This is a genomic window from Rickettsia hoogstraalii (genome assembly GCF_000825685.1).
Classification (GTDB): domain Bacteria; phylum Pseudomonadota; class Alphaproteobacteria; order Rickettsiales; family Rickettsiaceae; genus Rickettsia; species Rickettsia hoogstraalii.
Genome location: NZ_CCXM01000001.1, coordinates 223,737 through 250,313 on the forward strand (window position 1 = coordinate 223,737; position 26,577 = coordinate 250,313).

Consider the following 26,577-nt stretch of genomic DNA (forward strand, 5'->3'; position numbering starts at 1 on the left):
TTTATTTATATTAATATTTCAAATTTTAATCCATTTTTTATATTATTTCAAGATCTCATAACCACAATAAAGAATTCAGAATATCTTAATAATCTTTCACTTCACAATCACTCTCAGCTTCTCTATAGTTTTTGGATCTTTTGCAAGTTCTAAAAATATTTCCCGCTCATAGGTAAGCAGCTCCTCTTCATTGGTCTCATTATGTTTATCAATAATATCTTGAAATTTGCTAATTACCTTATTTTGTAGATCGTTATATTTTGATGTATCTATTTCTGTTGCTAAATTTATTTTAGGCAAAGTAATTTTATGCGGAATCGGTACTATCTTTTTAGATAGGTTTAATTTTAAAGCTTCATCTAAAATATAATGCTTGTTCATATTTACGTGCATATTCTCTACATCATAATCTGATTTAAAGTAATCGGCTGAACTTGTTTTATTCTGCTCTATAATATTTCTGATATTTCTAATTAATTTAGTCTTATCTCCCCTGCTTCGTACAAACATTTCAGTAACACCGCCCCATCCCGGTATTAAACCGACTCCAAGTTCTACAAGTCCGGCGTTAAGTTCCTGATTTGCCACAATATAGCTTGAGTGCAATAGCAGCTCACATCCTCCGCCAAGTGCTACTCCTTTAGCACAACTAACAATATGAATCCCAGAATATTTTAAGTGCAGCATAGTTTGCTGTCCCAGCTTTAGTAAATTCTCTAGATCATGAAAATTACCGTCTTCAATATAAGAAAGAAGAAGCTTTAAATCCGCACCGGCAGAAAAATTATTTCCTTGCGGATAAATATAAAGATTTTTGCCGTCATTTTCGGCTTTACTTGCTGCTTCTTGCAGTAAATAAAACACATTATGATTTAAACAATTCATTTTTGTAGTAATAACAAAAATGAAATTCTCACGATAATTTATTAGCTTTGCAGAATCGTTTTCTAATACTATCTGACTTTCTTGTAAAATATCTTTGTGAGAATTAAATTTTTGTTTATCGATTTTTTGATATTCTTTATTGTCTAAATATTGCGGAAGTGGGATATGCATTAAATCGACATTTTTAATTACCGAATTCCAGCCGTCTTTAGCTGCTATGGTCAATAATTCAAATGGACCGTATTTCCAACTATAACCAAGCTTCATAGCAGCATCGATATCATAGATATTATCGGTTACAGATGGTACTAAACTTGCTAAATAAACATAAAATTCCGTGATAATTTCAGTAAAAAATTTACCGTAAACCGGATCGCTAGCTAGTAACTCATCAAGATTATTAAATGAAATATCTACTTTTTGAACAGGACTATATGATAAATCGTTTATATTGATAACTTCTTTAATCTTTTTGCCATTTGATACCGATAAACGATAAAACCCACCTTCACCCTTACGTCCAATTAACTTCTTCTCTATCATCTTATCGAGAACAGGAGTATTTACATATATTTTATGATAAGCATCATTTGCAGGAAGGGCGGCAAGTAATGAGCTTGATATTAACTTCATTACGTCATGCCCGATTAGATCATATAAACCAAAAATTCCGGTACTCGGCAACCCCAAACATGTAGTAAATATTTTATCCAAAGCTATAAAATCAAGCTTTTGACTTATCGCTTTGCGAGCTACTAATTCAAGTAAAAAACACCCTACTCTATTAGCAATAAAGCCAGGCGTATCATTACATTTTACTATAGTCTTACCAAGAGTTTTCGTTAAGAACTCCGATACTCTTTCTATGACTTCAGACTTTACCGTATGGTCTATAATTAACTCAAGCAGTTCCATATATCTTGGCGGATTGAAGAAATGCGTAATAACAAATCTAGATTTAATATTATCCGGTAAATTCTCTTTGAGTCTTTTAAGAGGTAATGTAGAGGTATTAGAAGCAATAATTGCATCTTCTTTAAGATAAGGAATAATTTTATTATATAATTGGTGTTTGATTTCTAACTTCTCAACAATAACTTCAATAACTAAATCACATTCTTTAATTAAATCTAAATCTTGTTCTAAATTACCTATGGTAATGAAATTTACTTTATCCGGAAAAGACAAAGGAGGAGGTTTTTGTTTATGCAAGTTTTCTATGGCAGTTCTGACTATTTTATTCGGATCATCGGAATCTTTAGCGATAATATCAAGCAGCACTACTTTATGAGAGGAATTAGCAATTAACGCTGCAATCCCTGAACCCATTACTCCCGAACCGATAATACAAACTTTTTTTATTTCATTTTGCATAAGTTACTTCACTCCTGATGGTTTTGTAATCGTCATTGCGAGGAGCGAAGCGACGCGGCAATCTCGTGTAACAGCACAAAATTCCTGAGATTGCCACGCAGCCTATGGCTGCTCGCAATGACGACGCTAATATCCACGCTGCTCCTCGCAATGACGTTCTAAGTCATCGCAACACTCATCACATATACCGATACCACCCCCGCTTGTCGTAAAATTTTAGTACATTCATTTATAGTAACATTTATAGTAACACCGGTGGTAACGACATCATCGACTAATAAGATTTTTTTACTTACAATATTATATTTTGTGTTAAATTTGATACTACCCTTTATATTATTTTTGCGTTGTTTTCGTGAAAGAAAAGTCTGAGACTTGGTCCATTTTGATTTAGTTAAAATATCGGCTTTTAACATTTTATCGGTAACTTTTGCAATTTCCATAGCTAAAATATGAGCAGGATTATACATTCGTAGTAACCTCTTAAATCTATTCATAGGTACAGGTATGATTAAATCAATATCTTTTATATCCTCGCTATATCTATTATATAAAAGCTTAGCAAAGGTCTTAGCAAATATCGTCTTATCCTGATATTTAAACTGATGAACTATTTTTTTGCTATGCTCATTAAACTTAAATAGGCTGCGAGCTAGATCATAATTAGGTTTGTTGCTATAACAATTTCCACAAATGCAGTTATATAAGATTTTTATACTAAATCTTTGTCCGCATATAATGCAATAGGGTCTTGCTAAAAACTCTTCTAAGGCTTTGGTATCTATTTTTGCTTGCCTTTCTTTTTCAAGCAAGTCTTTCTTATCTTCATAATTTCCTATTGATGTTTTTAAACTATTTATTTGGTTTATTTTATCTTTTTTTCGTTCCATACGTACTAATTTTGTGTCTGCTTCACCTATAACATTACTTCCTCCTCCAATAAGACCAGCTGCTAAACCGGTTATAATACCGCCTGCTGAACTTGCTTGTGCCACTAAGGCTGCTACTTCTAAAACATTATCCCGAACTGCTTTTAAAATTTCTTTAGTTCTCGTAGTATTTAACTTTTTAGGTTCAAGAGTTTCTTGATAAATTTTAGGTAATTTAGTATCCAAAAAATTTTTAAGTGCAGGACTATCTTTTCCTTTATCTATTTGAGTAGCAACTACTAACTCTGCTTGCTTTACATAATTAGCTTTAATATTTTCTAAAGTTTTTTTCTCTCTATCTAAATGCTTATCTTCTCTTACTTCTAAAGTTTCTTTTCCGACATTATAAGCAACGGCTGATAAAGAAAGTGCAGCAAGACCAAGTCCAACTGGCGTCGGGTTAAGGGCTAACGATACCATGACACCACCAATTTTTGCCGTACGTTTTACTGCCTTACTACCCAATGTTTTATATGTTGTCTCTAATACATTTGCTGCCCTTTCAGCACCCGGTAAAGTTTTTATTTTATCAAGCACCTTATCGGCAATACCAGGGCTTGGGGGACCTTTTTCTTTAATTTTTGCACCTTGCTGAAGTTTATCAACCGGATCATAAGCTTTTGCTACTTTTTCTCCAACGTTAATTACTCCTTCTACTATATGAGCAGGACTAGCGATAACTTTACTACCCTCCTTTACCACTTCGATTGCTACTCCACTTGCTGCGATTCCGGCACGAGCGACTCTAGCACCGTAAAGTGCCGTATCCTCTTTCAGCGTTCTTTTTCCTGCCGGCTTATTTTGCGATTGCCGTTCCTGTGGAGGCTAAGAAGCTTTTGTTTGTACTGCTTCTAAAGGCTCTACTCTTTCAGGGGTATTTATTGAAGATTTAAGCTTATTATCTTCTGCTGCACTTTTTACTCCTTCTTCAGGAACATTAATAGATGAAGTGTTTAGCTTTTCTTTACTCATGCATATCTCATAAAAATTATGTTCTATGTTATTCCTGCGTGGATACCAAATCGTCATTGCGAGGAAAAACTGTAAGTTTTGACGAAGCAATCCAGTTAAAAATGCTAATTTTTAGCATTTTTTAATTATTTTTACTGGATTGCCACGTCGCTTCGCTCCTCGCAATGACGATTCTTAAGACATAAGACAACACTCACCTCTTCCCCATCGCATAGCTAGTAATGAAGTTTTTTATAGGCTTAAAGTTATTTATCGCCTTAAATCCTATTTGTCTTAAACATCTTAAATTTTTGGAATAATTTGAAAAAATATTATTTAACTCATCAGTCAGCTTATACATAATAAAATTATCCTCTTGCCTTAGCTTTTGATATTCTTGTAATGTACCATTATTACTAACAATCATACTCAAAATACTCAAAGTCTCTATATCCTTTATGCCCTGATTAAGCCCCTGTCCTGCTAAAGGATGTACTGTGTGAGCAGTGTCGGCAATAAGCACTATCTTATTATGAAAATATCTATTTGCTATACGAGCTTTTAGCGGAAAACTACTAATCTCACTATCAATAGTAATTTTACCTAAAGAATTACCGGCATTTCTTTGAGTTAAAAATTTAACTTCTTCTACAGGCAAATTAACAATTAAAGCAGCCTGATCAGAAGAAGTTGACCATATTACGGATGAAGCATATTGATTTTTTAAAGGCAGCAAAGCAAAAGGACCAAGTGGCAGGAAATGCTCCATAGCACAATTTTCATGCGGATTTTCATGCTTAATATTAAATGTAAGAGCAGTTTGATAAGGTTTCTCAATTTCATTAGCAAAGTAATGAGACCTCACTTTTGAATTTGCTCCGTCACATATAATTAATAAATTACACTTAATTTGTTTATCATCAAATTTTATAATCGAGTAGTCATTATGGCTTATAACCTCTTGATATTGATTATTATCAATTAATGTTATCAACGGATTATTAGTTATTTTTGACAATAGTATTTTTTTAAAATCACTATTCTTAACCACATATCCAAGTACAGCGTCATCGTCATTTCGTAAGTCTAATATCTCTGAAGTCTTATTATCTACTACATATATTTCTTGCATTTTTGCCACAAACTTCTCAAGCTCTTCCCATATATCAATAGAAGATAAGAAATTTTTAGAATGCGGCGTTAAAGCAGTTGTTTTTATGTCTTTAAAAAACTCTGGACTTTTTACCGATTTACTCTCGAATATAGTAGTTTTTATACCCTTTTGTGCAAAAGAAAGTGCCGTTAGCATGCCGCTAAGACCGCATCCTAAGATTATAGTATCAATCTGTTTTGTTTTCATTTGACTCATGTATAAAATATTTTAAATAACCGTTTGTTGCTATAAAGCTTAGAAGAAAATAAATAATTGCTATATCCAAATATGAGCTATTTCCTGAATATAAGCCTAAACAGCAAATAAATAAACTCACTAAAGTCGTGAAGCTATTTAAAATCAATAAATTTGTAAAAATATCTGTTTTTTTGATAAATAGGTAGGTTATTAAGCAAATAAATAATGAAATAATAATTAAAAAGATGTTAAGCATAATTTTTAAAATTTAGTTTAAAATCGTCATTGCGAGAAGAATTACGAAGTAACTCGACGAAGCAATCTCAGGATTTTTGCACGAGATTGCCACGTCGCTTCGCTCCTCGCAATGACGATTCTAGCCCTCTCATTATATATAATCCCTTACAATCTTACAAACTGCAAATAAAATTAATTAAACTTCCTTAAATAATTTTAATATTATGTAATCTTAGCCAACCTTTACATTATAAATAGCTATTGTGACAAAAATGTTATAAAAAAATGTTGCTTTCTTTTATATTCGGCATTAACGTATATATTTAGGCTTTGATTAATATTTTTAAGGTAAATTGTAATGTCACAACTAGATGTTTTAATAGTAGACGATGAAGAGAGTATACGAAATCTCATTGCTGCAAATTTGAAAGATGAAGGTTTTAATCCTAAGGTTGCCGCTAATAGTACTCAAGCTCTTAAAATACTTTCCGAAAAACCGGTCTCTGCAGTTATACTTGATATTTGGCTTCAAGGAAGTGAAATTGACGGGCTTGGGATTTTAGAGATAATTAAAAAACGCTATCCTTTAATGCCGGTAATAATTATTAGCGGTCACGGTACTATAGAAACAGCAGTAAATGCTATAAAAATGGGTGCTTACGATTATATAGAAAAACCTTTTAATAATGATAAATTAGTTATTTTACTTAAAAGAGCTTGCGAAGTAACAAAGTTAAAACGTGAAAATATAGATTTAAAATCAAAAGTTATAGATAAAACTGAATTAGTAGGTGGATGTTCGGTAACTTTAAAATATAAAATGGAAATAGAAAAGGCAGCTAGCTCTAGCAGTCGTATAATGATTCACGGTAAAGTCGGTAGCGGTAAAGAACTTGCAGCAAGGTTAATTCATAAACAATCTAAAAGGGTTAATAATCCGTTCATTATTTTCAGCCCTACCTGTATGACTACAGAAAAAATTAATCAAGAATTATTCGGCGAATCGGAAAAGCAGGAAAATAATACCAAACGCCCTACTATCTTAGAATTTGCCAATAACGGTACTTTATATATAGATGAGGTCAGTAATATTCCTATTCCTATCCAGGTAAAATTATTAAAATTTCTTAAAGATCAAACTATTACAAAGCCTTGTGGAAAAAATATTAAAGTTGATATAAAAATTATCACCGGTACTTCTAAAAATATCCAAGATGAAGTTAATAACGGCAAATTCCTAGAAGATCTATATTATCGCCTTAATGTATCCTCTCTAAAAGTACCTTCATTATATGAGAGAAAAGAAGATATACCTCTACTCGTTAAATATTTTGTTAAGCAGCTTTCAAAATTTTCAGGTTTAAAAGAACGTAACTTTGCCGATGAAACTATCGCTGCTCTTCAATCCTATGAATGGCCGGGTAATATTAGACAATTACGTAATGTAGTTGAATGGACTTTAATTATGAATCCATTAACTACAGGTAATAATGAAATTATAAAACCTTATATGATACCTTCCGAAATATTAGCAAATAGTGCTAATCTCACAAAACTTGAAGATAGTTTTGATGTGTTATCTATGCCGCTTAGAGAAGCTAGAGAAGTTTTCGAGCGTCAATATCTATCAGCACAAATGAGTCGTTTTAATAATAATATTTCAAAAACATCTTCATTTGTCGGTATGGAAAGATCGGCTTTGCATCGTAAATTAAAATTATTAAGCTTACATATACCTCCTACAAATAGAATAAATGAAGAAGAATATGAGGAAGCAAATGCTTAAAGTCATATCAATAATTACTATTTATTTGTTATTAAGCAGCTGCTCCGAATCTACTCGTGATGCGAATGGATTACTTACGGATAGCCAAAGTACGGTAATTCGGAATTATATAATATCGCAAAATTCTAAAAACCTTAAAGTGAACCTTAAAGAGAAGTTCGGTTCAAATTTAAAAGGAGTCAAATTAATAGGAGTAAAGCTAATAAATGAAGATTTATCAGGAATAGATTTAACTTCCTGCGAAATATTACGTACTGATTTTGCAGGTAGTAATTTAGAAAAAGCTATACTTACAAATGCTATAATTCAAGAAAGTAATTTTGCAGATTCGGTAATAAAAAATATTTCCGGGTATAATTCTGACTTTCAAGGTTCAATTTTTAACAATATAACATTACAAAATACAAATTTTGTTCAATCAAATTTTAGCGATACTGCTTTTAATAAAACTACTATAATAAATGTCAACTTTGAAAATTCTAAATTTAGTCATGTATTATGGAGTGATAATACTATTGACGGTGTTAATTTTCAAAAAACTAACCTAAAGAATAATAGCTTTAAAAATACTAATATAACAAATTCAATATTTTACGGTACGGATTTAGAAAAAAGTGTAATGAATAATACCAATTTTACTAATAATTATTTTGAATCTAGCGACCTAAGTCAAACTAAATTAACAGCAGTAATAATTAAAGATTCTAACTTCACACAAAGTATTTTTAATGAAGTAAACTTTAATAACGTACAAAGTAATAACTCTTTCTTTTCATACGCTTCCTTTCAAGATTCAACATTACAGAATATTAGCCTTACTAAATGTGATTTACAAAATAGTACAATTAGTAGTTCAGTTTTAAATCATTTTAAAATCGATAATGCTATATTAAATAATATGAGTCTAAACGATAATAAATTTAATAATTTATCAATAAAAAATAGTAATGCTAATTTTGTAAGGATTAATAAAACTAAAGGCTCAAATATTACTTTAGATAATATTAGCTATACTAATAATATTTTTAGCAATAATGATTTTAAACAATTTATAGTGATTAATACTGACTTAAACAGCAGTGAAATAATAAACTCAAATATAACTAACGGACAATTTAATAACGTAAATTTTTCTAAATCTTTAATACAAAACGTAAATTTTTCAGATGTTAAAATTACTTTAGGTAATTTAAACCAAGTAGCTCTAATAAATTCCAATCTAACAAATACTACGGTTATTAACTCCGTCCTTTCTAATTCACAAATAAATAATATTAACTACCAAGCATATTCCGGTTTTATTAATACTAATGTTTCTAATAATATTATTTTAAATAGCGATAATTCGAGCAAAATTCCACCAAATAATATAGTAATAAGTTCGGTAAAAGATTTGCAAAAAATAACTAACTTAACAAATATAAATTTAACAAATCTTGACTTAAGTAGTTTAGTATTTAATGGAACAGATTTTTCAAATAGTATCTTTAAAAATGCTAATTTAACAAATACGGTAATAAAAAATTCTATTTTAAAAGAGGCTAATTTTTCTGCAGCAATACTTACTAAAACAGATTTTTCAAACTCAATATTAACAAATAGCATATTTAAATCAGCTAAAATTGATCAGGCGGGCTTTAATAACTCTGACCTAACAAATGCTGATTTTACCGAAGCAACAATTAAAGATACTTCATTTGATAAGGCTAAGACAAACGGAATGAAAGGGGTGGAATAGTTTTTAAACGCTATAAGCGACTGTAGGATTTGTTGCATGGCTCGGTTTATCCGTCATTGCGAGGAAATTGCATAGCAATTGACGAAGCAATCTCAGGAGTTTGTTATTATTTCATGAGATTGCCACGCAGTCTACGACTGCTCGCAATGACGGGGTGGTATCCATGCAGCAACGCCCCGCTTATGCAGGAATGACACAGAATTTACCTTTGGTGGTTCTTTGAAGATTTTCCTTTATTAGTAGGAGTATTAGACGGTGTAAATGAATTATTATTCATGAAAGCAGTAGGACTTTGCTTCTTCATTCTATTAATAATTCGTTGTTGTTTAAGATTATTTATCTTTTGTCTTCCGGCTATCCTTATAGATTTAGTAATTTTGGCAGTTTCTACAAATATTTCCTGAGGAGTTTGTAGCTGATCAATTTGCTCATAATGTTTTTTAAGAAACTCTTCTTTTATCTTTGGTTTTACTCCTTTCAAATCAACATATGTTTTATATAACTTCTTTAATTTTATTTTCGATTCTTTTATTTGTTGTTTGGAAGATTTTTGAGGAAGTGATTTAATCGAATTAACAAGACTACTACCTATTTCTTTTATAATATTAACTGCAGGCGAAGCTATTTTCTTTATTCCTTCATAAATTTTACCGAGCCCTCTAGCAATAACATCTAATATTTTAGGCTCATATTCTTTAGATATAGGGGGTGTATCCCTAATAATATCTCTAGCTTCAGTTAGATTACTCGCTAAATTAAGTAATGCTTTTTTCTCCTCTAACTCGGTAGAGCGATTAGCATATGAACTAGCTATATCTGCCTGAGCATCTATAGTATCGGTAATTATTGATTTAGTATCATTAAAAGAAAGATCTATAGGTGTCTTTTTTTGCCTTATAGGGCTGTCTTCTCTTAATTTATCTAGCCTATCACGTATTGCTTGGTCTTTTTGATCATTGAGGCTTTTACTTTTTTGTTCTAGTTTAAGCTCAGATTGCATCTGCTCAATTAGATCATCTACTTCATTCCCGGATTTTTTTGTGGGGACATAAGGTCTATCTTGAAGCTTTGCAAACCTTTCTTCTAATTCTTCAAGTGTTGGAGGAGTGCCTTTAAGTTTTGCTAATCTTTCTTCTAATTCTTTTATTATTTGATCGTCCTGCTTTTTCTTAGACATATATACCTCTGTAATAATTCCTAGGTTTTGTGAAAGAAAATTAATAAGATTTTTGCAATAATAGTTATTCCTATTTCAAAAAAAGCTTATGATTTACAGCAAAAAATAGATTAATTTAATTTTCCGCACGCAAAGCCTAGTTATTTAATAACACAAACTACTAACTAAAATAAAGTATTTTTTGATATGAGCAAAGTATAATTCTACTTTATCAAGTATTTTTAAAGGGTAAGGCAATTCAGCTAATTCAGCGAGTATACTTATCCAACACGTCCGACATGATTTTACGAGCTACGGGGGCAGCGGCTTTACTACCGCCTCCTCCATGGTCAACAAAAACAGTAACAGAGTAACGAGGATCGTGATAAGGAGCGAAGCCTAAGAACAAGGCATGATTACGCCTCTCCCAAGCAATAGAGTCATGGCTTAAATCGTCTTTAGCATTTAGTTTGCCTTGTACTTGGGAAGTACCGGTTTTACCGGCAAGCTGCCTATTTTCACCTAAAATTCTATTATAATACGCCGTACCTCCCGCAACATTCACAGTATTATACAAACTTTCTTGTATAATTTTGATATTTTCAGGCTTAATATTGACATTATAAAATTCCGGATCATTTTTTAATATTCTAGGCGTATATAATTTACCGTTACTTGCAATAGCCGTAATAAATCTTGCAAGCTGCATCGGCGTTACTCCTAAAAATCCTTGCCCGATTGCTAAATTAAAACTATCCCCTATTGACCAAGGAAGTTTTAATTTTTTCTTTTTCCACTCTTTTGACGGTACAAATCCGCTACTTTCAGGAGCTAAATCAATACCGGTCTTTGAGCCGAGACCAAATTCTCTTGCAACTTCAAGAATTTTATCCGGACCTACTATTCTGGCTAACTCATACATATAAATATTGCAGGAATGCTTTAAAGCAGACATCATATCTACCGTCCCGTGTCCGCTATGATTCCAACATCTAAAGCTATTAGTACCAAGAGCAGAGCTACCGTCGCAAAAAACGGTTTTATTAGGATTAATGCCTACTTCAAGAGCTGCAAGTACGGTAATTATTTTAAAAACCGAACCTGGGGGATATGAGCTTTGTATTACCTTATTAATTAAAGGCTTATAAGGATCGCTCATTAAACTTTGCCAATAATTTTCCGATAATTTACTGAAATTATTTGATTCAAAACCCGGTGTGGAAGCACAAATTAGTATGTTTCCGGTTCTAGTATCCATAACTATTGCCGAAGAACCTTTAGGATTTAAATATTGCTGGATATTTTGCTGAAGAGAAGCATCGATATTTAAATACATGTCTTCACCCGATTTAGTAGGGGTTCCTGCTATTTCTCTTACCTGCTTACCGTAAGCATTTACTTCAACTTTTTTATAACCGAATTCTCCTCGTAATTTATTATCGTAATATTTTTCGATACCGGATTTACCAATATTAAAATCGCTTAAGCTATGTATATTTAACTCTTGCTTCTCTTGCTCATTTATTTGACCTAGATAACCGATTAAATGAGAAGTAGTGCTTGAAAAAGGATAAAACCTTAAATATCCTATATCGATAAATATTGAAGCCAGTTTATGCTTTTGTTCTTCAATCATTGATACTTGCTGCCAATCAAGCTGATCAAGTATTATTAAAGGAGTGTGGCGACTAGATTTTTTAATTTTTTGCTTAATATAATTATATTTTTCCGGAGATAAATTTAGAATATTACTAATTATCTCTAATTCATCCCGATAATTATTATTAATGCTCCTATCGATTACTAGCTGATAACATGGTTTATTAGTAGCTAAAATATTGCCGTCTAGATCGTAAATTCTTCCTCTAGTCGGCGGAAGTACAACGAAATTAATACGATTCTTATCCGATAAAGTCTTATATTCTTCACTTTTAATAAGCTGTAAATAAAACATTCTTATTCCAAGCAACGATAAAAATCCGAGTTTACCTAATCCGATTATAAAGGCCCTTCGTGAAATTAACTCACCATGTAGTATTTTTTTATTTAGCATACTTTTTAAAGTAATTCATAGGAGAGTCAAGTATAAGACGAATTATATTATAAGAAAATATAGTTGTTAAAAATTGAAAGAAAATTATTAAATATCCGTCTGCTTCTAGCTTCTTGATTGTTATTAGTAAATATTTAAAATTCAATATAAATAAGCAATAAACACAAAAAACAACAAAATTTATCAAATAGTTTTTAGCTATAAAAAATTTTGAAGAGAGTTTATATATTATATATGCCGACAAAAAAACTAACGAATTTGTACCGATAGGCATACCGCTTACTTGATCTATAAATAAACCGAGAAAAAATATACTAAAAATATTTAAGGAATATAACGACATAAAATAATAAATAAATATAATTTCCATCGCCGGAAAAATTCTGCTTTGAATATTTATTTTATAACTCACTAACGGAAATAATATTATAAAAAAACATAGCAAAGCAAACAGCAATTTTAATATTATTTGTAAGCTATTTTTATATATTTCCTGTTTTATCTTTAACATGAATAATTTTTTATTATGTGTTTTGTAACTGTCACCAGCTAACTTGATAGACGTTGTTGTACGAATCGAGAAGAATGTTCGATGTCATTCCCACGAAAGCGGGAATCCAGCATAAAGCGAGATAAATCGAGCTTTTAAAAATCTTTAAAGTAATGGATTCCCGCCTACGCGGGAATGACATCGAGTGGTTTTGTCTATCCATACAACAACGCCGGTCAAACCACGGAATGACACCTGTATACAAAATATAAATTAATTTTCCATTTTGTACAGTTTTAAAAAATGAATATGGACTCTATAATAACTCACAACAACTAGGATTACATCTTTTATCATCACCGCTAAGCTCTAATTCTTGTTGCTCATCAGAAATTGTGGTGGAGAAAAATTGCTGTTTTGATATAATATTATTTCTTGTTATCGTAGGATCAAAAGACTTAAGCCGTGGGATAGGTATACTAGGTTTATCTGTTATATTTTTACTTTTTGACATAAAAACCTCCTTTTTAGCTTATATACTCGTCATTGCGAGGAAATTACGAAGTAATTGTACGTCCGCAATCTCAGGAGTTTGTTATTATTTCATGAGATTGCCACGTCGCTTCGCTCCTCGCAATGACGGGATGGTATCTCAACTTTCTTCTTCTTCACTTTGTTCTATCGGCTCCAAACCATATAAAGATATCATACGCTCAAAAACTCTACCGGCAGTAGGGGCAGCCGTCCAGCTTGCCGTTGCAAAGCCAAAGCTTTCTTTAGTCGGTTTCGGCTCATCAAATCTAATAAAAATAACATATTGCGGGTTAGATGCAGGTAGCACTCCTAAAAACGATGAAGCTCTACTATTTTTTAGATATTTCTTTTTTCCCCCTGCACCTTGTGAAAGCTTTTCTGCCGTACCGGTCTTACCGCCGATAAGATAGCCTTTGACCTCTGCTCTTTTACCGTTACCTTCTTTTACTACCGATCTAAATAATTTCTTCATTTGGGTAGAGGTATTTTCACTAAAAACTTTTGTACCTATTACTTTTTCATCCTTTCTTTTTAATAAAGTAAGATCATACAAAGTACCGCCGTTAACGACCGGTAACATTGCTCTAACAAAATGCAAAGGGCTAATCGAAATGCCGTAGCCGTACGACATAGTAACACTAGTTAATTCATTCCATCTTTTCTCGGAAGGAAATAACGGAGTACCTCGTTCAGGTAATTCTATTTGTAACTGATCTAATAGACCTAATTTCTTTAGGTATTTTTTAAAATTGCTTTTACCGATTTCAAGCATAATTTGACTTGTGCCAATATTTGAAGAATATAGAAAAATCTCAGGCACACTATGCCACCCTTGCCTTGGTGTATAATCCTTAAGCTGGAATCCTCCTACTTTCATATAGCTTATATCATAAGCATCATTCATATTTATTGCACCGGTATCAAAACCGACTGCCATAGTTAATGCCTTAAATACCGAACCCATTTCATAAATGCCGAGACTTGCTATATTAAACAGCTCTTCCGGTTTGGCTAAACTCGGATGATGAGGATCGAAATCAGGTTTATTTACTAATGCTAAAATCTCACCATTATTTGGATCGGCAATAATGCCTACTGCTCCTATGGCCTTAAATTGCTTTAAAGTTTTATCAATCTCTTCACTTAAAATACTTTGTAATCTGATATCAATAGATAATTGAAGTGGTTCTTTCCGATTCTTTGGTTTGTTTAATTCATAATCGGAATTAGTTAAATATTTATCGTAAGCGAGTTCTAAACCACTAAGCCCTACCAAATCTCTACCTACATAACCGACAACATGCGACAATAAATTAGAAAAAGTATAAATTCGTTTCTGCTCTTCTTCAAATTCAAAACCAAGTAACCCAAGGCTAGTTATTTTTTCCTGCTGACTAGGTAATAAATCCCTTTTTACCCATATAAAGCTTTTATTTGACTTAAGTTCCGCAAGTAATTTAGCTTTATTAATATCAGGTAGAATTTCTGCTAGTTTTTTTATGGAAGTTTCAGGATCGAGAACTATTTGTGGATTAGCGAATAATGACGCAGAAGGTAGGTTAACTGCTAATAAATTACCGTTTCGGTCAACTATTTCTTTTCTAAATTGATGATTTTTTTTAAAGGAATTAATATTTTTATCGTAAACATTCGTAGCAACGATTATCAATCTGTAAGATAAAGTACAAAAAAGAAAAGAAAAGCCACAAATAACCATTAATAATCGGATTTTTGTATTTTTACTACAAACATTCCAAATTATCAGACTTTTAATTGCAGGTTTCCATTTTTCTAAAATTTGTTTCATATATTATTTATAATGACGTTTATAAAAGCCATGCAACAATCCTACTAAGATACGAAGATCAACTTCAAAAAGAGCAAGGAGTCCATAAGACGAGGAGCGGAGCGTATAATAATACGTGAGCACCGGAGTACTTATAGGACGACGTAGCCAATTTTGAAGTTCATCGAGTATCCTTCACTCTACTCGAAACAGTCTGTATATACTTATTATTCGTAATTCTTTTGTAACGCCATTTACTACTCTTTGAAATACTAATATTATGATTAAATTTAATATTTTGATCGATATTTGGCCCTAACGGATCTTTTATCATTTGATAAGATTTAACTGTTTCCAATTTTAAATAAGCTGCCGCAAGTTTTTCCAATCTAGCCGGCAAAAGTAGATAAGCTTGCTCTGCTTTTAAAATATGAATATTATTATTCTCACTATTTATCTGTTTTACAACGCTACTTAATTGATAATCAAGGGTTGAGACTCGCTCTTTTATGCTAAACAAACTACATATTGCTATAATTGTTATCAATAATGTTAAATAGTGAAACTTTCTTATAGTCATAACTAAATTACTCTTGTATTTCCTATAATACTTAGACAATTTTTTAAAAGCATTCGATATCATTCCTGGGTAAAAGCAGCATTGCCTGAGTGGTTCAAAAACCTACTCGATGTCATTCCCGCATAGATCAATTTCGCCTCTGTCATCCCGTGGCTTGACCACGGGATCCAGTTAAAAATACTAAAATTATTAGTATTTTTTATTGTTTTTATGGACCCCGTGGTCAAACGAACTAGGTGACACAGTGGGTTTTACCGATCCACGCAACAAGGCCTTCCCGCGTAGTCGGGAATCCAGTGTAAAGCGAGATAACCTAAGCTTTTAAAAAGCTTTAAAGTACTGGATTCCTGCTTTCGCAGGAATGACATAGGCTATAGTATCTTTTTTGCGGCTCGAAGTTTTGCCGACCTTGCTCTAATATTTATCCCTACTTCTTTATCTGACGGTGCTAGAGCTTTGTTAGTAATAATCTTAAGCCATTTATTCGGGTCAATTACAATATCGTCTTTAGCGTATTTCGACCTTGCTACCGGCTTTTCCGAATTTTCTTTAAAGAAATTCTTAACTATCCTGTCTTCTAAAGAGTGAAAAGACACCACAACTAAACGTCCATCTTTCTTTAATATATTTTTTACATTCACTAAAAACCGCTCTAACTCTCCAAGCTCATCGTTTATATAAATCCTAATAGCTTGAAAGGTTTTAGTAGCAGGATCAATTTTGCCTTTTCTAAATCCTATACTACTTCTAACAATCTCGGCTAACTTACCGGTACTATCAATTCTCGCCGTTTTTCTATATTCTACAATTCTCTTAGCAATTCTTCGTGAAAAGCTCTCATCACCGTATTTATAAATTACATCGGCAAGCTCTTTTTCCTCTGCAATATTTACAAATTCCTCAGCACTAAGCCCTTGCCCGCTCATCCGCATATCGAGTGGTCCGTCATGCAAAAACGAAAATCCTCTATCTGCTATATCTAACTGCATTGATGAAACGCCTAAATCCAGCACTACCCCATCAAATTTTTTTTCCTTAAGCTTTGCAAAACTATCCGTAAAATTCGTTTCTATAAAATCAAATCTCTCACCGTAATTTTGCTTAATTTCTTCGGCTTTTTTAATCACGTTTGGATCACGATCCAAAGCTGTGACATAACAGTCACAGCTTTCTAATATTGCTTTGCTATATCCTCCTGCTCCAAACGTACAATCCAAATAAGACTCACCGCCTTTTGGGCTTAAGGCCTTTAACATTTCACTTAGCATTACCGGTATATGAGATTGCGGCATCAATTCGCATTCCTTAGAGTTAACCGCTTTTCATGAGCGATTTTTTGAGCGGAATTTAAATATTTCTCAAAATTTTGCGGCTGCCAAATCTCAAAAATCACCCCTTTACCTACAAAACACGCCTGCTCCTCGATCCCTGCATGCTTCATTAAAGATTGCGGCAATATCACTCTTCCCTCACCGTCAAACGAAAGCTGCACGGCTTCCCCGAATATCATAGTCTCAAAGGCATCACGCTCCTCGGAATAAGGATCAAGAGTCTCTATCATCTGCCTTAATTTCTCGATATGCGAAATGCCGCACGCTTCTATACAATTATTTCTAATCGACGGATAAGCAATCACGCCGTTAAATAGTTCTTTCCCTAGTACCGCACGGTAATTCGCCGGCACTGACACCCTACTCTTTTTATCAACACCATTTACATACTTAGATAAAAATACATTCATTGGTATAATTTGGGTTATTTTGGGATTTTATGGTAATTTATAGGATATTATAGGAATATCAAGGAGTCAAGCGTTTTTAACAGATAGGAGTTAAATTATTAACTTGTGTCTTTATTGTCATTGCGAACCGACATTGTTGCGTGGGTTGGTTTTTCCGTCTGAGCTAAGGAAAAATTGAAAATTTTGACGAAGCAATCTCAGGAATTTGTTATTATTTCATGAGATTGCCAAGCTCCTTCCAGTCGCGGCCTTGTTGCGTGGATCGGAAAATCCGTTCGGTGTCATACCGTGGCTTGACCACGGTATCCAAAAAACAATAAAAATATTAGTAATTTTAGTATTTTTAACTGGATCCCGCGATCAAGTCGCGGGATGACAGAGGTGAAATGGATCCACTCAACAAGGCCCGCTCGCAATGACGTAAAATCTTGACATATACTTTGAATCGGACTAAACTAAGTTAGTTTAAATCAGTTAAAAATTTTAAAGCTTAAAATGCAAATAGTTAACATTCATAATGCAAAAACTCATTTATCCGAATTAATAAAATTAGCTGCAAACGGCGAAGAAATAATTATATGTAAATCAGGCAAGCCTACCGTTAAACTTGTACAATATAATCCTAAGAAACAACGACGTAAACCCGGATATTGGGAAGGTAAAGTTGTTGTAAAAGAGGATTTTGATGACCTACCCGATGATTTTATGGATTTTTTTTAAGTAATTATTGTAGGCTCTATGAACATTTCTAAAAAGATTTAATTTTGGTTATTTTTTGCTGCAAATTATAAGATTTTTTTGAAATATGAATAACTATTCTTACAAAAATCTTATTAATTTTCGCTAAAAAATACCTCAAAATAAAAATCAATTAAAAATATTCATAGAACCTAGATGAAATATTTATTAGATACACATATTTTATTGCAGTGGCTAAATAATGATAAAACTCTGCCGCATAAAATATCAGAAATTATAGCTAATCCCGATAATATAATTTTCGTAAGCAGTGTAAACACATGGGAAATTACTATTAAAAAATCTTTAGGAAAACTAGAAACTCCAAATGATCTAGAAAAAGCCATTGAGGCTAATGAATTTCAAAAATTACCGATTTCTATAGCACATAGCACTTATATTGCAAATTTACCTTTATATCATAAAGATCCATTTGATAGACTATTGATAACCCAAGCAATAGTAGAAGGTTTAACCCTATCTAAATATTCCGTACATACAATTAAAGCTTAATATATAAAAAAATATTGATTTATTAATTTTTATTATGTTTTATTTGAAATAATTATTGATTAATGTTAATAATTATCTTACTTTTTATATAAATAAAGGTTAATTATGCTGCAACTTAAAATAGGTATTTTTAAAAATATAAAAACTACAACTCAATCAAACGCTAACTATCCCCTAAAGAAAAAAACTACTGAAAAAAAAATTTAAACCCCCACGGTAAAATATATAAATATGATCCCAACCAAGATATTTGGACACCGGATACTGAACTTCTTGGAACAGATTATGATACATAATTATAAATCTAGCATTCTTGACTAAATATATATATTGTGAACAAATGCTAAGTTTGAGCTTTAAAACCTAATTTATGTTTAATTTACCTATTGATAATATTATCGTATTCATATACCTAATATCTATTCTACTCATTGGTATATATTACCGAGCTAAACATAGTAGTTTTAAGAACTATGCAAATGTCGAAAGTAAAGCGAAAAATAGTAAGCTGTTATTAATAGCTACAATATTTGCAAGCTCTGTCGGAGGTGCTACCACTTTCGGCATTATGGAAAAGGTTTTTTTAGGACATGAATATTATGCTTATGCTTTGATGCTTACAATACCTATAGATATATTAATTGCGATCTATATAGTACCTTTAATTGCCAAACATTACGGAGCTGAAAGCATCGGCGATATCCTGAGTACATATTACGGTAACGTTGGTCGTTTTATCGGCGGTGTTAGCTCAGTCATTGTTTCAGTAGGGTTTTTGGCTGCTCAAATAAGCGTAAGCGGCTATATTTTTCAATATATCTTAGAAATAAATTATGTAAATGGGGTAATTTTAAGTTATAGTATAGTACTTATATATACTACAATCGGCGGCTTACAATCTATTGTTTTTACTAATTTACTACAATTTTTGGCGATGATAATCGCTATACCGACCATAACTTTTATCAGTTTAAATAAAATCGGTTTTGTAGATTTTATTAATAACCTACCTACGGAAAATGCAAATTTTGATCAGAGCAACCTACTTTCTTATACGATTGCAGCAGCTTTAAGCTTTAGCGTCATGAATCTATATCCTACATTTATTCAAAGAGCTTTAATTAATAAAAATCCTACGCAAACAACTAAAGCAATATATGTAAAATCCGCTATATATTTTTTCTTCTTGATTTGCATTACTTTAAACGGTTTAATTGCTTATAAGCTTTATCCAAACCAACCGTCAAATTTAGTATTACCTTATTTAATCAGCCAAATTATTCCACCTTTAATTCAAGGGGTAGTAATGAGCGGACTCTTAGCTGCTGTTATGTCTACTGCCGATTCTGATTTAAACGTTACTTCTATAGCTCTCGTTAAGGACATAATTAACCCTATACTTAAAGTAAAAAATCAGCAAAAATTATTATTAATTGCCCGAATTATTAACATTATAATAGGGAGTTTTGCAATAATTGTAGCTTTAAAATTTAGTAACGTAATTGACTTAGTAGTGTTCTTCACCGGTTTTTGGGGACCGGTAATATTAGTACCGTTAATAACAACGCTTTTTGGTATCAGAACATCTAAAACCGTAATGGTCTTACCATCGCTTGGCGGAGCAGCTACTTTCTTAATATGGGAATATTATTCTTTATCATTACAATATTTCAACCTTAGAGGGGTGTTTATAGGAACGATGGTGAGTCTGATGATATTTATTTTAGGACGGTATTATTATGGTTTGATGTCATTCCTGCGAAAGCAGGAATCCAGTAACCGCTAATGTCATCCCGCAGCTTGATCGCGGGATCCAGTTAAAAATACTAAATTATTAGTATTTTTAGTTTTTTATGGATACCGTGGTCAAGCCACGGTATGACACCGAACACGTTTTTCGGTTCACGCGGGAATGACATCGAGTAGGTTTTTCGATCCATGCAACAACGCCGTTTCTAGCTAGAAATGATGTTAATACTATATCTCGTTCCTTTGAGTTCTCCGGTTTTAATAAATACTTGCATTTCTACTAATTCTTGGAGATCTCTTGTAGCGGCTTTAGAGATTTTAGTAATAGTTATATAGTTTTTAGCACTTAAACCACCTTTAAAACCTTCCACTCCTTCCTCAAAAATTCTTTTAACTACTTTTTCTTGCCTTGCGTTTAATATATTTTTGAATTTATCGTAAAACTTTGTTTTATTTATTAAAAACTCTATATTACGTAAAGTATAATCTTGAGCTTTAATTATTGTTCCAACAAAATATAATATCCAATCTGTAATTTCTAAGCTTTTATTATTACGTTCTAAAGCATTATAATATAATTTCTTTCCCTCATTTATTACATGCGATAAGGCTATTAATATAGGTGCCCTATATTTTGACACAGCATTTTTATAGTAATAATTCTACCTATTCTTCCGTTACCATCTTCAAACGGATGTATAGACTCAAAATAAAGATGAGCTATAGCAGCTTTCGTCAGAGGAAGAATATCTTTAGTATCATTATACCATTTTATGAACTTATCCATTTCTTGCTGTACAATATTAGATGGAGGAGCTTCAAAATGAACTGTAGGTTCACATAATATTTACTTGATACTACCTGCATAGGCTCTAAACGAGTGCGATATTTTCCTATAGCACCCAAATCTCTTCTACCGTTAGTTAACATTTCATGCCATTGACACAAACAATCATGACTTAAGGGCTGCTCATACGAATAATACATATCGGCAAGCAATTCAGAAATTCCGGTTTCTGCAGGGGAAGTTTTTCTATTATCCGTTGCTATATTAAAGTAACGCTTTATAGAAGATTGTACGCTAGCTCTGTTTAAATATTCACCCTCAATTTCAGAAGTATTTAAAGCTTCATCACTTGCAAGCATAACAATTAAGTTATTTTGATCTGCTTCTGAAAGATATTTAGCTGCCCCTAAAAGAATACCACTATTTTTAACAAAATTTTTCTCTAAATCTAATATATGTTTCTGATCATATTTAAAGTTAGGCCAATCTTTATGCTGCCAATTCCATATCATGAGCTATAAATATTTATTTTATAACTCATATTATAGCATAATTATGAGTTATAAAATTAGTTTTTTTTGTGCAAAGCATTAAAAATCATCTCGGCAAGTGACTTGTTAATACCGTTTACTTTAGTAAGCTCATCTATTGTTGCATCACATACTGCTTTATAAGAACCGAAATAGTGCAGCAATGCTTTTTTACGAGTTTCACCTATACCCTCTATATCATCAAGGCTTGATAATTTTATGGCACGCGATCTACCGAGTCTATGATTCTTTATGGCGAAATTATGTGCCTCATCCCGCAAGATTTGTAAATATTTCATAATCGGCAAATTTTTATCCAGAGTAAATACTTCTTTACCTGTCATATGAAATTGCTCAAGACCGGCATTTCTATCTACTCCTTTTGACATACAAACAAAAGGAATATTCATTTCAAATTTATCCATTACCTCTTTAACAATACCTAAATGCCCTTTGCCACCGTCTATAATCATCAAGCTTGGCAATTTATGCGGCTCATTCTTAAGTCTAGTTAATCTTCGTGTTAAAACTTGCCTGAGCATTTCATAATCATCACCTACAGCATCATTATGCGTACTGCTGGTATCATCCCGTGGCTTGACCACGGGATCCATAGGGTTTGTTAATGTACTGGAGCCCGCGATCAAGTCGCGGGATGACAATGAAGAGTCGCGGGACGACAATGAGAAAACCCGATATTCCTTTTTATCAAAACCGGCTTTACCGGCAACTACCATAACACCGACTGCAAATTTACCTTGAATATGGCTATTATCATAAATCTCAATTCTTTCAGGAATTTCAGGAAGACCAAATAGCTCTTTGATTTCAAGCATAATCTCTTGATTTTTTGCAAATTTCTTCAAATATTGCTCTAGAGAGAATAAAGCATTTATTGCAGCATTCTGAACTAGCTTGGCTTTACCTCCACTAATAGGTATTATAATATTGAGTTTAGTAATATTATTGATTTTTTTAATCGCCTCTATCACATTCTCTTTATCATTAATTTCATGATTAATTATAATTTCCGCAGGTACTTGTTGTTTTTGGTAAAATTGTAATAAAAAATATTCTAATACTTCTTCTTTAGTACTATTTTCGGTAGAAGTAGGAAAATAAGGAATATTACCGCATGCTTGCCCTGCCCTATATAAAAACACTTCTACGCAATAATGTCCGTTCTTTTCTACAATAGCGATTATATCTGCGTCTTTAACAATATCTGAAACACCTGCCTTAAGCTGCACGTAACTAAGTGCCTTAATACGGTCTCTAATTTCTGCCGCCTCTTCAAAACGCATCTGACTACTTAGCTCTTCCATCTTTTTAGATAGGTTCTCTTGGAGTTCTTTAGTACGACCTTGTAAGAAATCTTTAACCTGAGCTACTAAGTCCCTATAGTCCTCCTTATTTATTTTACCGACGCAAGGAGCATAACAACGTTTTATTTCATATTGCAGACAAGGACGAGTACGTGAATTAAAGTAATTATCCGTGCAGGAACGTAATTTAAAGATTTTTTGCAATTCCGTTAAAGTAGTATTAACTTCCGTGGCAGAAGCAAAAGGACCAAAAAATTTTCCGTCATTTAGAGTTTTACCTCGATATTTTAGCAATTGCGGGAAATCATGATCTAAACGTAACTTAATGAAAGGAAAAGACTTGTCGTCCTTAAGAATAATATTAAATTTCGGCTGAAATTTTTTGATTAGCTGGGCTTCTAAAAGTAGTGCCTCAACTTCGGAATTAGTAATGCTGTACTCTAAAAAACAAGTATTTGCAATCATCCGAAGCGTCTTATTATCTAAATCGCTTTTAATGTAATTAGTAAGACGTTTCTTTAAATTTTTAGCTTTACCGACATAGATAACCTGTTTGTTAACGTCAAACATTCGATAAACCCCGCAGCGTTCAGGAGCATCTATAAGTTTAGATTTAATTAACTCACTTCCGGTAACTTCTAGGGTCATATGTTTTGTGCATTTGTCAATCCCATGGCTTGACCATGGGATCCAGTTAAAAATACTAAAATTATTAGTATTTTTTATTGTTTTTATGGACCCCGTGGTCAAGCCACGGGGTGATACAGTGGGTTTTTTACTGGTCCACGCAACAATACCTTTAGTAGCTTAGCTTATGACGTTTTTCTTAATTCCCTGTTTTATTATACGGATTGTCATTTGCTACTTTAACATTCACTATTTTTCGTGTATTGTCATCAAAGAAAAAGGTTATTTTAAACTCATCTCCTACATTTAAATCTACTTTTGGGTCATAAAGCATAATATGCATGCCACCGGGCTTAAAATCAACGTTAATATTACCGGCAATTGAAAATGGATAATCGACTTTTACCATTTTACTAACCCCTTGATCATTAATTGTTTGATGAATTTCTATTCCGCTTATCTTATCTGAAGATATATTCACTAAATTATAACTCTTACTTCTACTATTTATTAATGTAAAATACATAGCAGAATTGCTAACTTTACCTTGCACATTTGTTGTAGGTCTTGCCCAAGGCTGTGCAAAGTTAACAGCTGCCTCTGCAGGTAATAGATCATCGGGCTGATCAGAAGAAGAATTTGTAGAATTAGGATTTTGAGCTGTTTGGTTATCAGCATAGCTTACTGCACAAATTAAAGTTATAAAACCAACTAATAAAGTTTTTAGCATAATAGTACCTATAATAAATTAAAATAGGATATTAGCATAAGTTATTTTTTTTGCAAAATATTCTTACGCACCTCTTCAGGAAATTTCTCTATTGCATAACGAACTGCGGTTCTTGGCATTTGTGATATATAACGATCCAAAAAATCTATTAACTGTTTTTCATCTTTTTTTCCTGCTTCACGTAGCATCCAACCTATTGCTTTATGCATTAAATCATGTTTATCGTTTAAGAGTAATTTTGCTATTTCAAAAGTTGTATCTAATTGATTATTTTTGATAAAATACCAAGTAGCAACTATAGCTATTCGTCTCTCCCAAAGAATTTCCGATTTTGTTAATGTAAAAAGATAATCCTTTTCTTTATCCCATAAATAAGCTCCTACAACGTGATGAGCTGATGCGTCCACTAAATTCCAATTATTTACGTATTTTATATTGTTTAAATAAAAATTATAAAAAAACTCTTTATCTTGTGCTTTCTGATATTGCATAATCAAAATAGCTAACGCTAAAAATCTTTCTTCATTAAATTCTGAAGTAATAAGTCTGCTTAAATCCCCCACATCTAAATTATAATAACTTTTAGCTATTTTACGTAAAATCGGCACGGTAACCCCAATAAACCGGTCATGCTCTCCATACTCCCCTTCCTTAGTTTTAAAAAACAGCGTTCTACGTTCCACAGGAATAGTAGCATTCTCAAGTAAAATATTTCTAATTTGTTGTAAATTTTCTTTCATGTTCAATAAGCCATTTTTTACGATGTAATCCTCCGCCATATCCTCCAAGTTCGCCATTGCTATTAATAATACGATGGCAAGGAACAATTGTTGCTAACTGATTCATGCCGTTAGCATTTGCAACAGCTCTATAAGAAGTAGGTTTGCCCAAAGCTTTAGCCTGATTTAAATAACTTCGTGTTTTGCCGTAAGGTATATTAATTAATTCTTGCCAAACCATTTTTTGAAATGGGCTTCCTAAAAGATATATAGGAGTATTAAATTTTTGCAAAGTACCGTTAAAGTACAATTTTAACTCCTCTTCAATTGATAGAATAGGTTTAGTGCGATCTTCAGTAATAGCTGATTTTGTTTTAGCTTTAAGTCTTTTAATTTTATGCTCTAACCCTTTACTTTCAGCAAAATCGAGTAAATAAAGCCTCTCTTCATCACTAATTACCAGCATTGAACCAAGAGGCGTATCAAGCCAAGCGGATTTTAAACTCATTTGTTAACCTAAATATAATTTCTTAGTATTATAATATTAATTTTTTTATTTAACAATTTTAATATTTTAATACAACAATTTATAGGTAATTATTATGAAAAAAGCTCATGTTTTTAAATATTCTCAGGTAATTAAAACGGATAGAATAGCAACTATAACTCAATTTAGCCAACACTCTTCTATAGATCCACAAAATGCTGGAACTATAGCTATAAATGAAGAAAAAGACGGCGGGATAATAGACCAGTATAAAACCGGTAAAATCACTACCGAAGAATTTCGTATAGGAATGAATGAATTAATTGAAGAAGCAGGCGGTAAACCTATTACAAATCTTGAAACATTTGATAAATGCTGGAATGCTATGTGCATAGTAGAACCTAAAAAACTAGCAGAGCTATATAATTTACAACAGACGCATAAATTTCATATCCATATTGTAGGCGGTACAAACGAATTACAGCATAATTATATTCAGCAAGAAATACAAAAAGCCTCGATTAAACCTGATATTTCTTATACACTTTCATATGAACTCGGTACATTAGATAAGAAAAAATTAGAATATTATACAGAAAATGTTTTAAAAGCACAAAATTATGAGCCGGTATGGCACACTGCTAATCAAAATGACTACGACCAGAACGCTTTAGACATATTAGGAAAATATTACGATAATACTACTACAGATATTATATAAATATTGATGCCTCTAAAATTCTACAATAGCGGATTATACAATATTCGCTATTTGTGTTAT

Annotated in this window: 28 protein-coding genes and 2 pseudogenes; 9 read left to right on the top strand and 21 right to left on the bottom strand. The window is 32.2% G+C overall.

Going from position 1 to position 26,577, the window contains the following annotated elements; all coding sequences use genetic code 11:
• Nucleotides 1-96: 96 nt before the first annotated feature.
• The 6 genes and pseudogenes from BN1174_RS01185 to BN1174_RS01205 all read right to left on the bottom strand — a co-directional run bounded on the left by BN1174_RS01185 (nucleotide 97) and on the right by BN1174_RS01205 (nucleotide 5,746).
• Entirely contained in the window at nucleotides 97-2,259 is a 2,163-nt protein-coding gene (locus tag BN1174_RS01185; RefSeq protein WP_040255895.1) for a 3-hydroxyacyl-CoA dehydrogenase/enoyl-CoA hydratase family protein, read from the bottom strand.
• Entirely contained in the window at nucleotides 2,249-2,410 is a 162-nt protein-coding gene (locus BN1174_RS09555; RefSeq protein WP_156138427.1) for a hypothetical protein, read from the bottom strand. Before BN1174_RS09555 ends, BN1174_RS01185 begins: the two co-directional genes overlap by 11 nt.
• A 340-nt stretch (nucleotides 2,411-2,750) precedes the next feature.
• Nucleotides 2,751-3,023, bottom strand: a pseudogene (locus BN1174_RS12545) (ComF family protein); the annotation flags it as partial.
• A 990-nt stretch (nucleotides 3,024-4,013) separates the two neighbouring features.
• Nucleotides 4,014-4,250, bottom strand: a complete 237-nt coding sequence (locus tag BN1174_RS09560) for a hypothetical protein (RefSeq protein WP_156138428.1) — start codon at nucleotides 4,248-4,250, stop codon at nucleotides 4,014-4,016.
• Nucleotides 4,251-4,353: 103 nt separating this feature from the next.
• A complete protein-coding gene (ubiH, locus tag BN1174_RS01200; RefSeq protein ID WP_082022249.1) occupies nucleotides 4,354-5,508 on the bottom strand; it encodes a 2-octaprenyl-6-methoxyphenyl hydroxylase in 1,155 nt (384 codons plus the stop codon).
• A complete protein-coding gene (locus tag BN1174_RS01205; RefSeq protein WP_040255897.1) occupies nucleotides 5,480-5,746 on the bottom strand; it encodes a monovalent cation/H+ antiporter complex subunit F in 267 nt (88 codons plus the stop codon). The genes ubiH and BN1174_RS01205 overlap by 29 nt, the downstream gene beginning before the upstream one ends.
• Before the next feature lie 29 nt (nucleotides 5,747-5,775).
• On the opposite strand from BN1174_RS01205, the gene BN1174_RS09565 reads away from it, so the two are divergent.
• The 4 genes from BN1174_RS09565 (at nucleotide 5,776) to BN1174_RS08270 (ending at nucleotide 9,445) form a co-directional block, all read left to right on the top strand.
• Nucleotides 5,776-5,937, top strand: coding sequence for a hypothetical protein (locus BN1174_RS09565; RefSeq protein ID WP_156138429.1), 162 nt, complete (start codon nucleotides 5,776-5,778; stop codon nucleotides 5,935-5,937).
• 148 nt (nucleotides 5,938-6,085) lie between these two features.
• Nucleotides 6,086-7,513 carry a sigma-54-dependent transcriptional regulator gene (locus tag BN1174_RS01210; protein WP_040255898.1) on the top strand — a complete coding sequence of 476 codons (1,428 nt, stop codon included), beginning with the start codon at nucleotides 6,086-6,088 and terminating at the stop codon, nucleotides 7,511-7,513.
• Nucleotides 7,506-9,251 carry a pentapeptide repeat-containing protein gene (locus tag BN1174_RS01215; protein ID WP_040255900.1) on the top strand — a complete coding sequence of 582 codons (1,746 nt, stop codon included), beginning with the start codon at nucleotides 7,506-7,508 and terminating at the stop codon, nucleotides 9,249-9,251. The genes BN1174_RS01210 and BN1174_RS01215 overlap by 8 nt, the downstream gene beginning before the upstream one ends.
• 56 nt (nucleotides 9,252-9,307) lie before the next feature.
• Nucleotides 9,308-9,445 (top strand): RND transporter, encoded by a 138-nt coding sequence (locus BN1174_RS08270; protein WP_156138559.1) that lies wholly within the window; start codon nucleotides 9,308-9,310, stop codon nucleotides 9,443-9,445.
• An 8-nt stretch (nucleotides 9,446-9,453) separates the two neighbouring features.
• Here the strand turns inward: BN1174_RS08270 and BN1174_RS01220 are convergent, their stop codons facing one another.
• From BN1174_RS01220 to mraZ, 8 genes are all read right to left on the bottom strand, one after another.
• Entirely contained in the window at nucleotides 9,454-10,428 is a 975-nt protein-coding gene (locus BN1174_RS01220) for a hypothetical protein (RefSeq protein ID WP_040255901.1), read from the bottom strand.
• Nucleotides 10,429-10,675: 247 nt separating this feature from the next.
• Nucleotides 10,676-12,460, bottom strand: a complete 1,785-nt coding sequence (mrdA, locus tag BN1174_RS01225) for a penicillin-binding protein 2 (RefSeq protein WP_040255902.1) — start codon at nucleotides 12,458-12,460, stop codon at nucleotides 10,676-10,678.
• Nucleotides 12,450-12,971 (bottom strand): hypothetical protein, encoded by a 522-nt coding sequence (locus BN1174_RS01230; protein WP_040255903.1) that lies wholly within the window; start codon nucleotides 12,969-12,971, stop codon nucleotides 12,450-12,452. Before BN1174_RS01230 ends, mrdA begins: the two co-directional genes overlap by 11 nt.
• Nucleotides 12,972-13,266: 295 nt before the next feature.
• Complete coding sequence (locus BN1174_RS01235) at nucleotides 13,267-13,464, bottom strand: hypothetical protein (protein WP_040255904.1); 198 nt, start codon at nucleotides 13,462-13,464, stop codon at nucleotides 13,267-13,269.
• Nucleotides 13,465-13,602: 138 nt separating this feature from the next.
• The gene (locus BN1174_RS01240) at nucleotides 13,603-15,291 is read right to left on the bottom strand and encodes a peptidoglycan D,D-transpeptidase FtsI family protein (protein WP_040255905.1); all 1,689 of its coding nucleotides are present in this window, start codon (nucleotides 15,289-15,291) and stop codon (nucleotides 13,603-13,605) included.
• Between the two features lie 160 nt (nucleotides 15,292-15,451).
• On the bottom strand, nucleotides 15,452-15,850 hold the full coding sequence (gene ftsL / locus BN1174_RS01245) for a cell division protein FtsL (RefSeq protein WP_040257834.1): 399 nt from the start codon (nucleotides 15,848-15,850) through the stop codon (nucleotides 15,452-15,454).
• Nucleotides 15,851-16,221: 371 nt separating this feature from the next.
• The gene (rsmH, locus tag BN1174_RS01250) at nucleotides 16,222-17,142 is read right to left on the bottom strand and encodes a 16S rRNA (cytosine(1402)-N(4))-methyltransferase RsmH (protein ID WP_040255906.1); all 921 of its coding nucleotides are present in this window, start codon (nucleotides 17,140-17,142) and stop codon (nucleotides 16,222-16,224) included.
• Entirely contained in the window at nucleotides 17,142-17,591 is a 450-nt protein-coding gene (gene mraZ, locus BN1174_RS01255) for a division/cell wall cluster transcriptional repressor MraZ (RefSeq protein ID WP_040255907.1), read from the bottom strand. Before mraZ ends, rsmH begins: the two co-directional genes overlap by 1 nt.
• Before the next feature lie 253 nt (nucleotides 17,592-17,844).
• Here mraZ and BN1174_RS13275 point away from each other — a divergent pair.
• The 4 genes and pseudogenes from BN1174_RS13275 to BN1174_RS01270 form a co-directional block, all read left to right on the top strand.
• Nucleotides 17,845-17,999 (top strand): annotated as a pseudogene (locus BN1174_RS13275) (MFS transporter); the annotation flags it as partial.
• Between the two features lie 87 nt (nucleotides 18,000-18,086).
• Nucleotides 18,087-18,311 carry a type II toxin-antitoxin system Phd/YefM family antitoxin gene (locus tag BN1174_RS01260; RefSeq protein WP_040255909.1) on the top strand — a complete coding sequence of 75 codons (225 nt, stop codon included), beginning with the start codon at nucleotides 18,087-18,089 and terminating at the stop codon, nucleotides 18,309-18,311.
• 174 nt (nucleotides 18,312-18,485) lie between these two features.
• A complete protein-coding gene (locus tag BN1174_RS01265) occupies nucleotides 18,486-18,842 on the top strand; it encodes a type II toxin-antitoxin system VapC family toxin (RefSeq protein ID WP_040255911.1) in 357 nt (118 codons plus the stop codon).
• A 370-nt stretch (nucleotides 18,843-19,212) separates the two neighbouring features.
• Nucleotides 19,213-20,628, top strand: a complete 1,416-nt coding sequence (locus tag BN1174_RS01270) for a sodium:solute symporter family protein (RefSeq protein WP_040255913.1) — start codon at nucleotides 19,213-19,215, stop codon at nucleotides 20,626-20,628.
• 169 nt (nucleotides 20,629-20,797) lie between these two features.
• Here BN1174_RS01270 and BN1174_RS11320 read toward each other — a convergent pair whose 3' ends face one another.
• The 7 genes from BN1174_RS11320 to BN1174_RS01295 all read right to left on the bottom strand — a co-directional run bounded on the left by BN1174_RS11320 (nucleotide 20,798) and on the right by BN1174_RS01295 (nucleotide 25,817).
• On the bottom strand, nucleotides 20,798-21,232 hold the full coding sequence (locus tag BN1174_RS11320; protein WP_231555719.1) for a Fic family protein: 435 nt from the start codon (nucleotides 21,230-21,232) through the stop codon (nucleotides 20,798-20,800).
• Nucleotides 21,205-21,378 (bottom strand): Fic family protein, encoded by a 174-nt coding sequence (locus BN1174_RS11325; RefSeq protein WP_231555720.1) that lies wholly within the window; start codon nucleotides 21,376-21,378, stop codon nucleotides 21,205-21,207. Before BN1174_RS11325 ends, BN1174_RS11320 begins: the two co-directional genes overlap by 28 nt.
• Nucleotides 21,363-21,890 carry a DUF4172 domain-containing protein gene (locus BN1174_RS11330; protein ID WP_231555721.1) on the bottom strand — a complete coding sequence of 176 codons (528 nt, stop codon included), beginning with the start codon at nucleotides 21,888-21,890 and terminating at the stop codon, nucleotides 21,363-21,365. The genes BN1174_RS11325 and BN1174_RS11330 overlap by 16 nt, the downstream gene beginning before the upstream one ends.
• Nucleotides 21,891-21,946: 56 nt before the next feature.
• A complete protein-coding gene (gene uvrC / locus BN1174_RS01280) occupies nucleotides 21,947-23,881 on the bottom strand; it encodes an excinuclease ABC subunit UvrC (RefSeq protein ID WP_040255917.1) in 1,935 nt (644 codons plus the stop codon).
• Between the two features lie 178 nt (nucleotides 23,882-24,059).
• Nucleotides 24,060-24,590: a copper chaperone PCu(A)C gene (locus BN1174_RS01285; protein WP_040255918.1), complete on the bottom strand. Its 531-nt coding sequence runs from the start codon at nucleotides 24,588-24,590 to the stop codon at nucleotides 24,060-24,062.
• 41 nt (nucleotides 24,591-24,631) lie between these two features.
• On the bottom strand, nucleotides 24,632-25,330 hold the full coding sequence (locus BN1174_RS01290; RefSeq protein ID WP_231555722.1) for a DNA alkylation repair protein: 699 nt from the start codon (nucleotides 25,328-25,330) through the stop codon (nucleotides 24,632-24,634).
• Nucleotides 25,305-25,817 carry a methylated-DNA--[protein]-cysteine S-methyltransferase gene (locus BN1174_RS01295; protein ID WP_040255919.1) on the bottom strand — a complete coding sequence of 171 codons (513 nt, stop codon included), beginning with the start codon at nucleotides 25,815-25,817 and terminating at the stop codon, nucleotides 25,305-25,307. The genes BN1174_RS01290 and BN1174_RS01295 overlap by 26 nt, the downstream gene beginning before the upstream one ends.
• 94 nt (nucleotides 25,818-25,911) lie before the next feature.
• Here BN1174_RS01295 and BN1174_RS11335 point away from each other — a divergent pair, with 94 nt between their 5' ends.
• Nucleotides 25,912-26,517 (top strand): hypothetical protein, encoded by a 606-nt coding sequence (locus BN1174_RS11335; protein WP_231555723.1) that lies wholly within the window; start codon nucleotides 25,912-25,914, stop codon nucleotides 26,515-26,517.
• Nucleotides 26,518-26,577 lie beyond the last annotated feature (60 nt).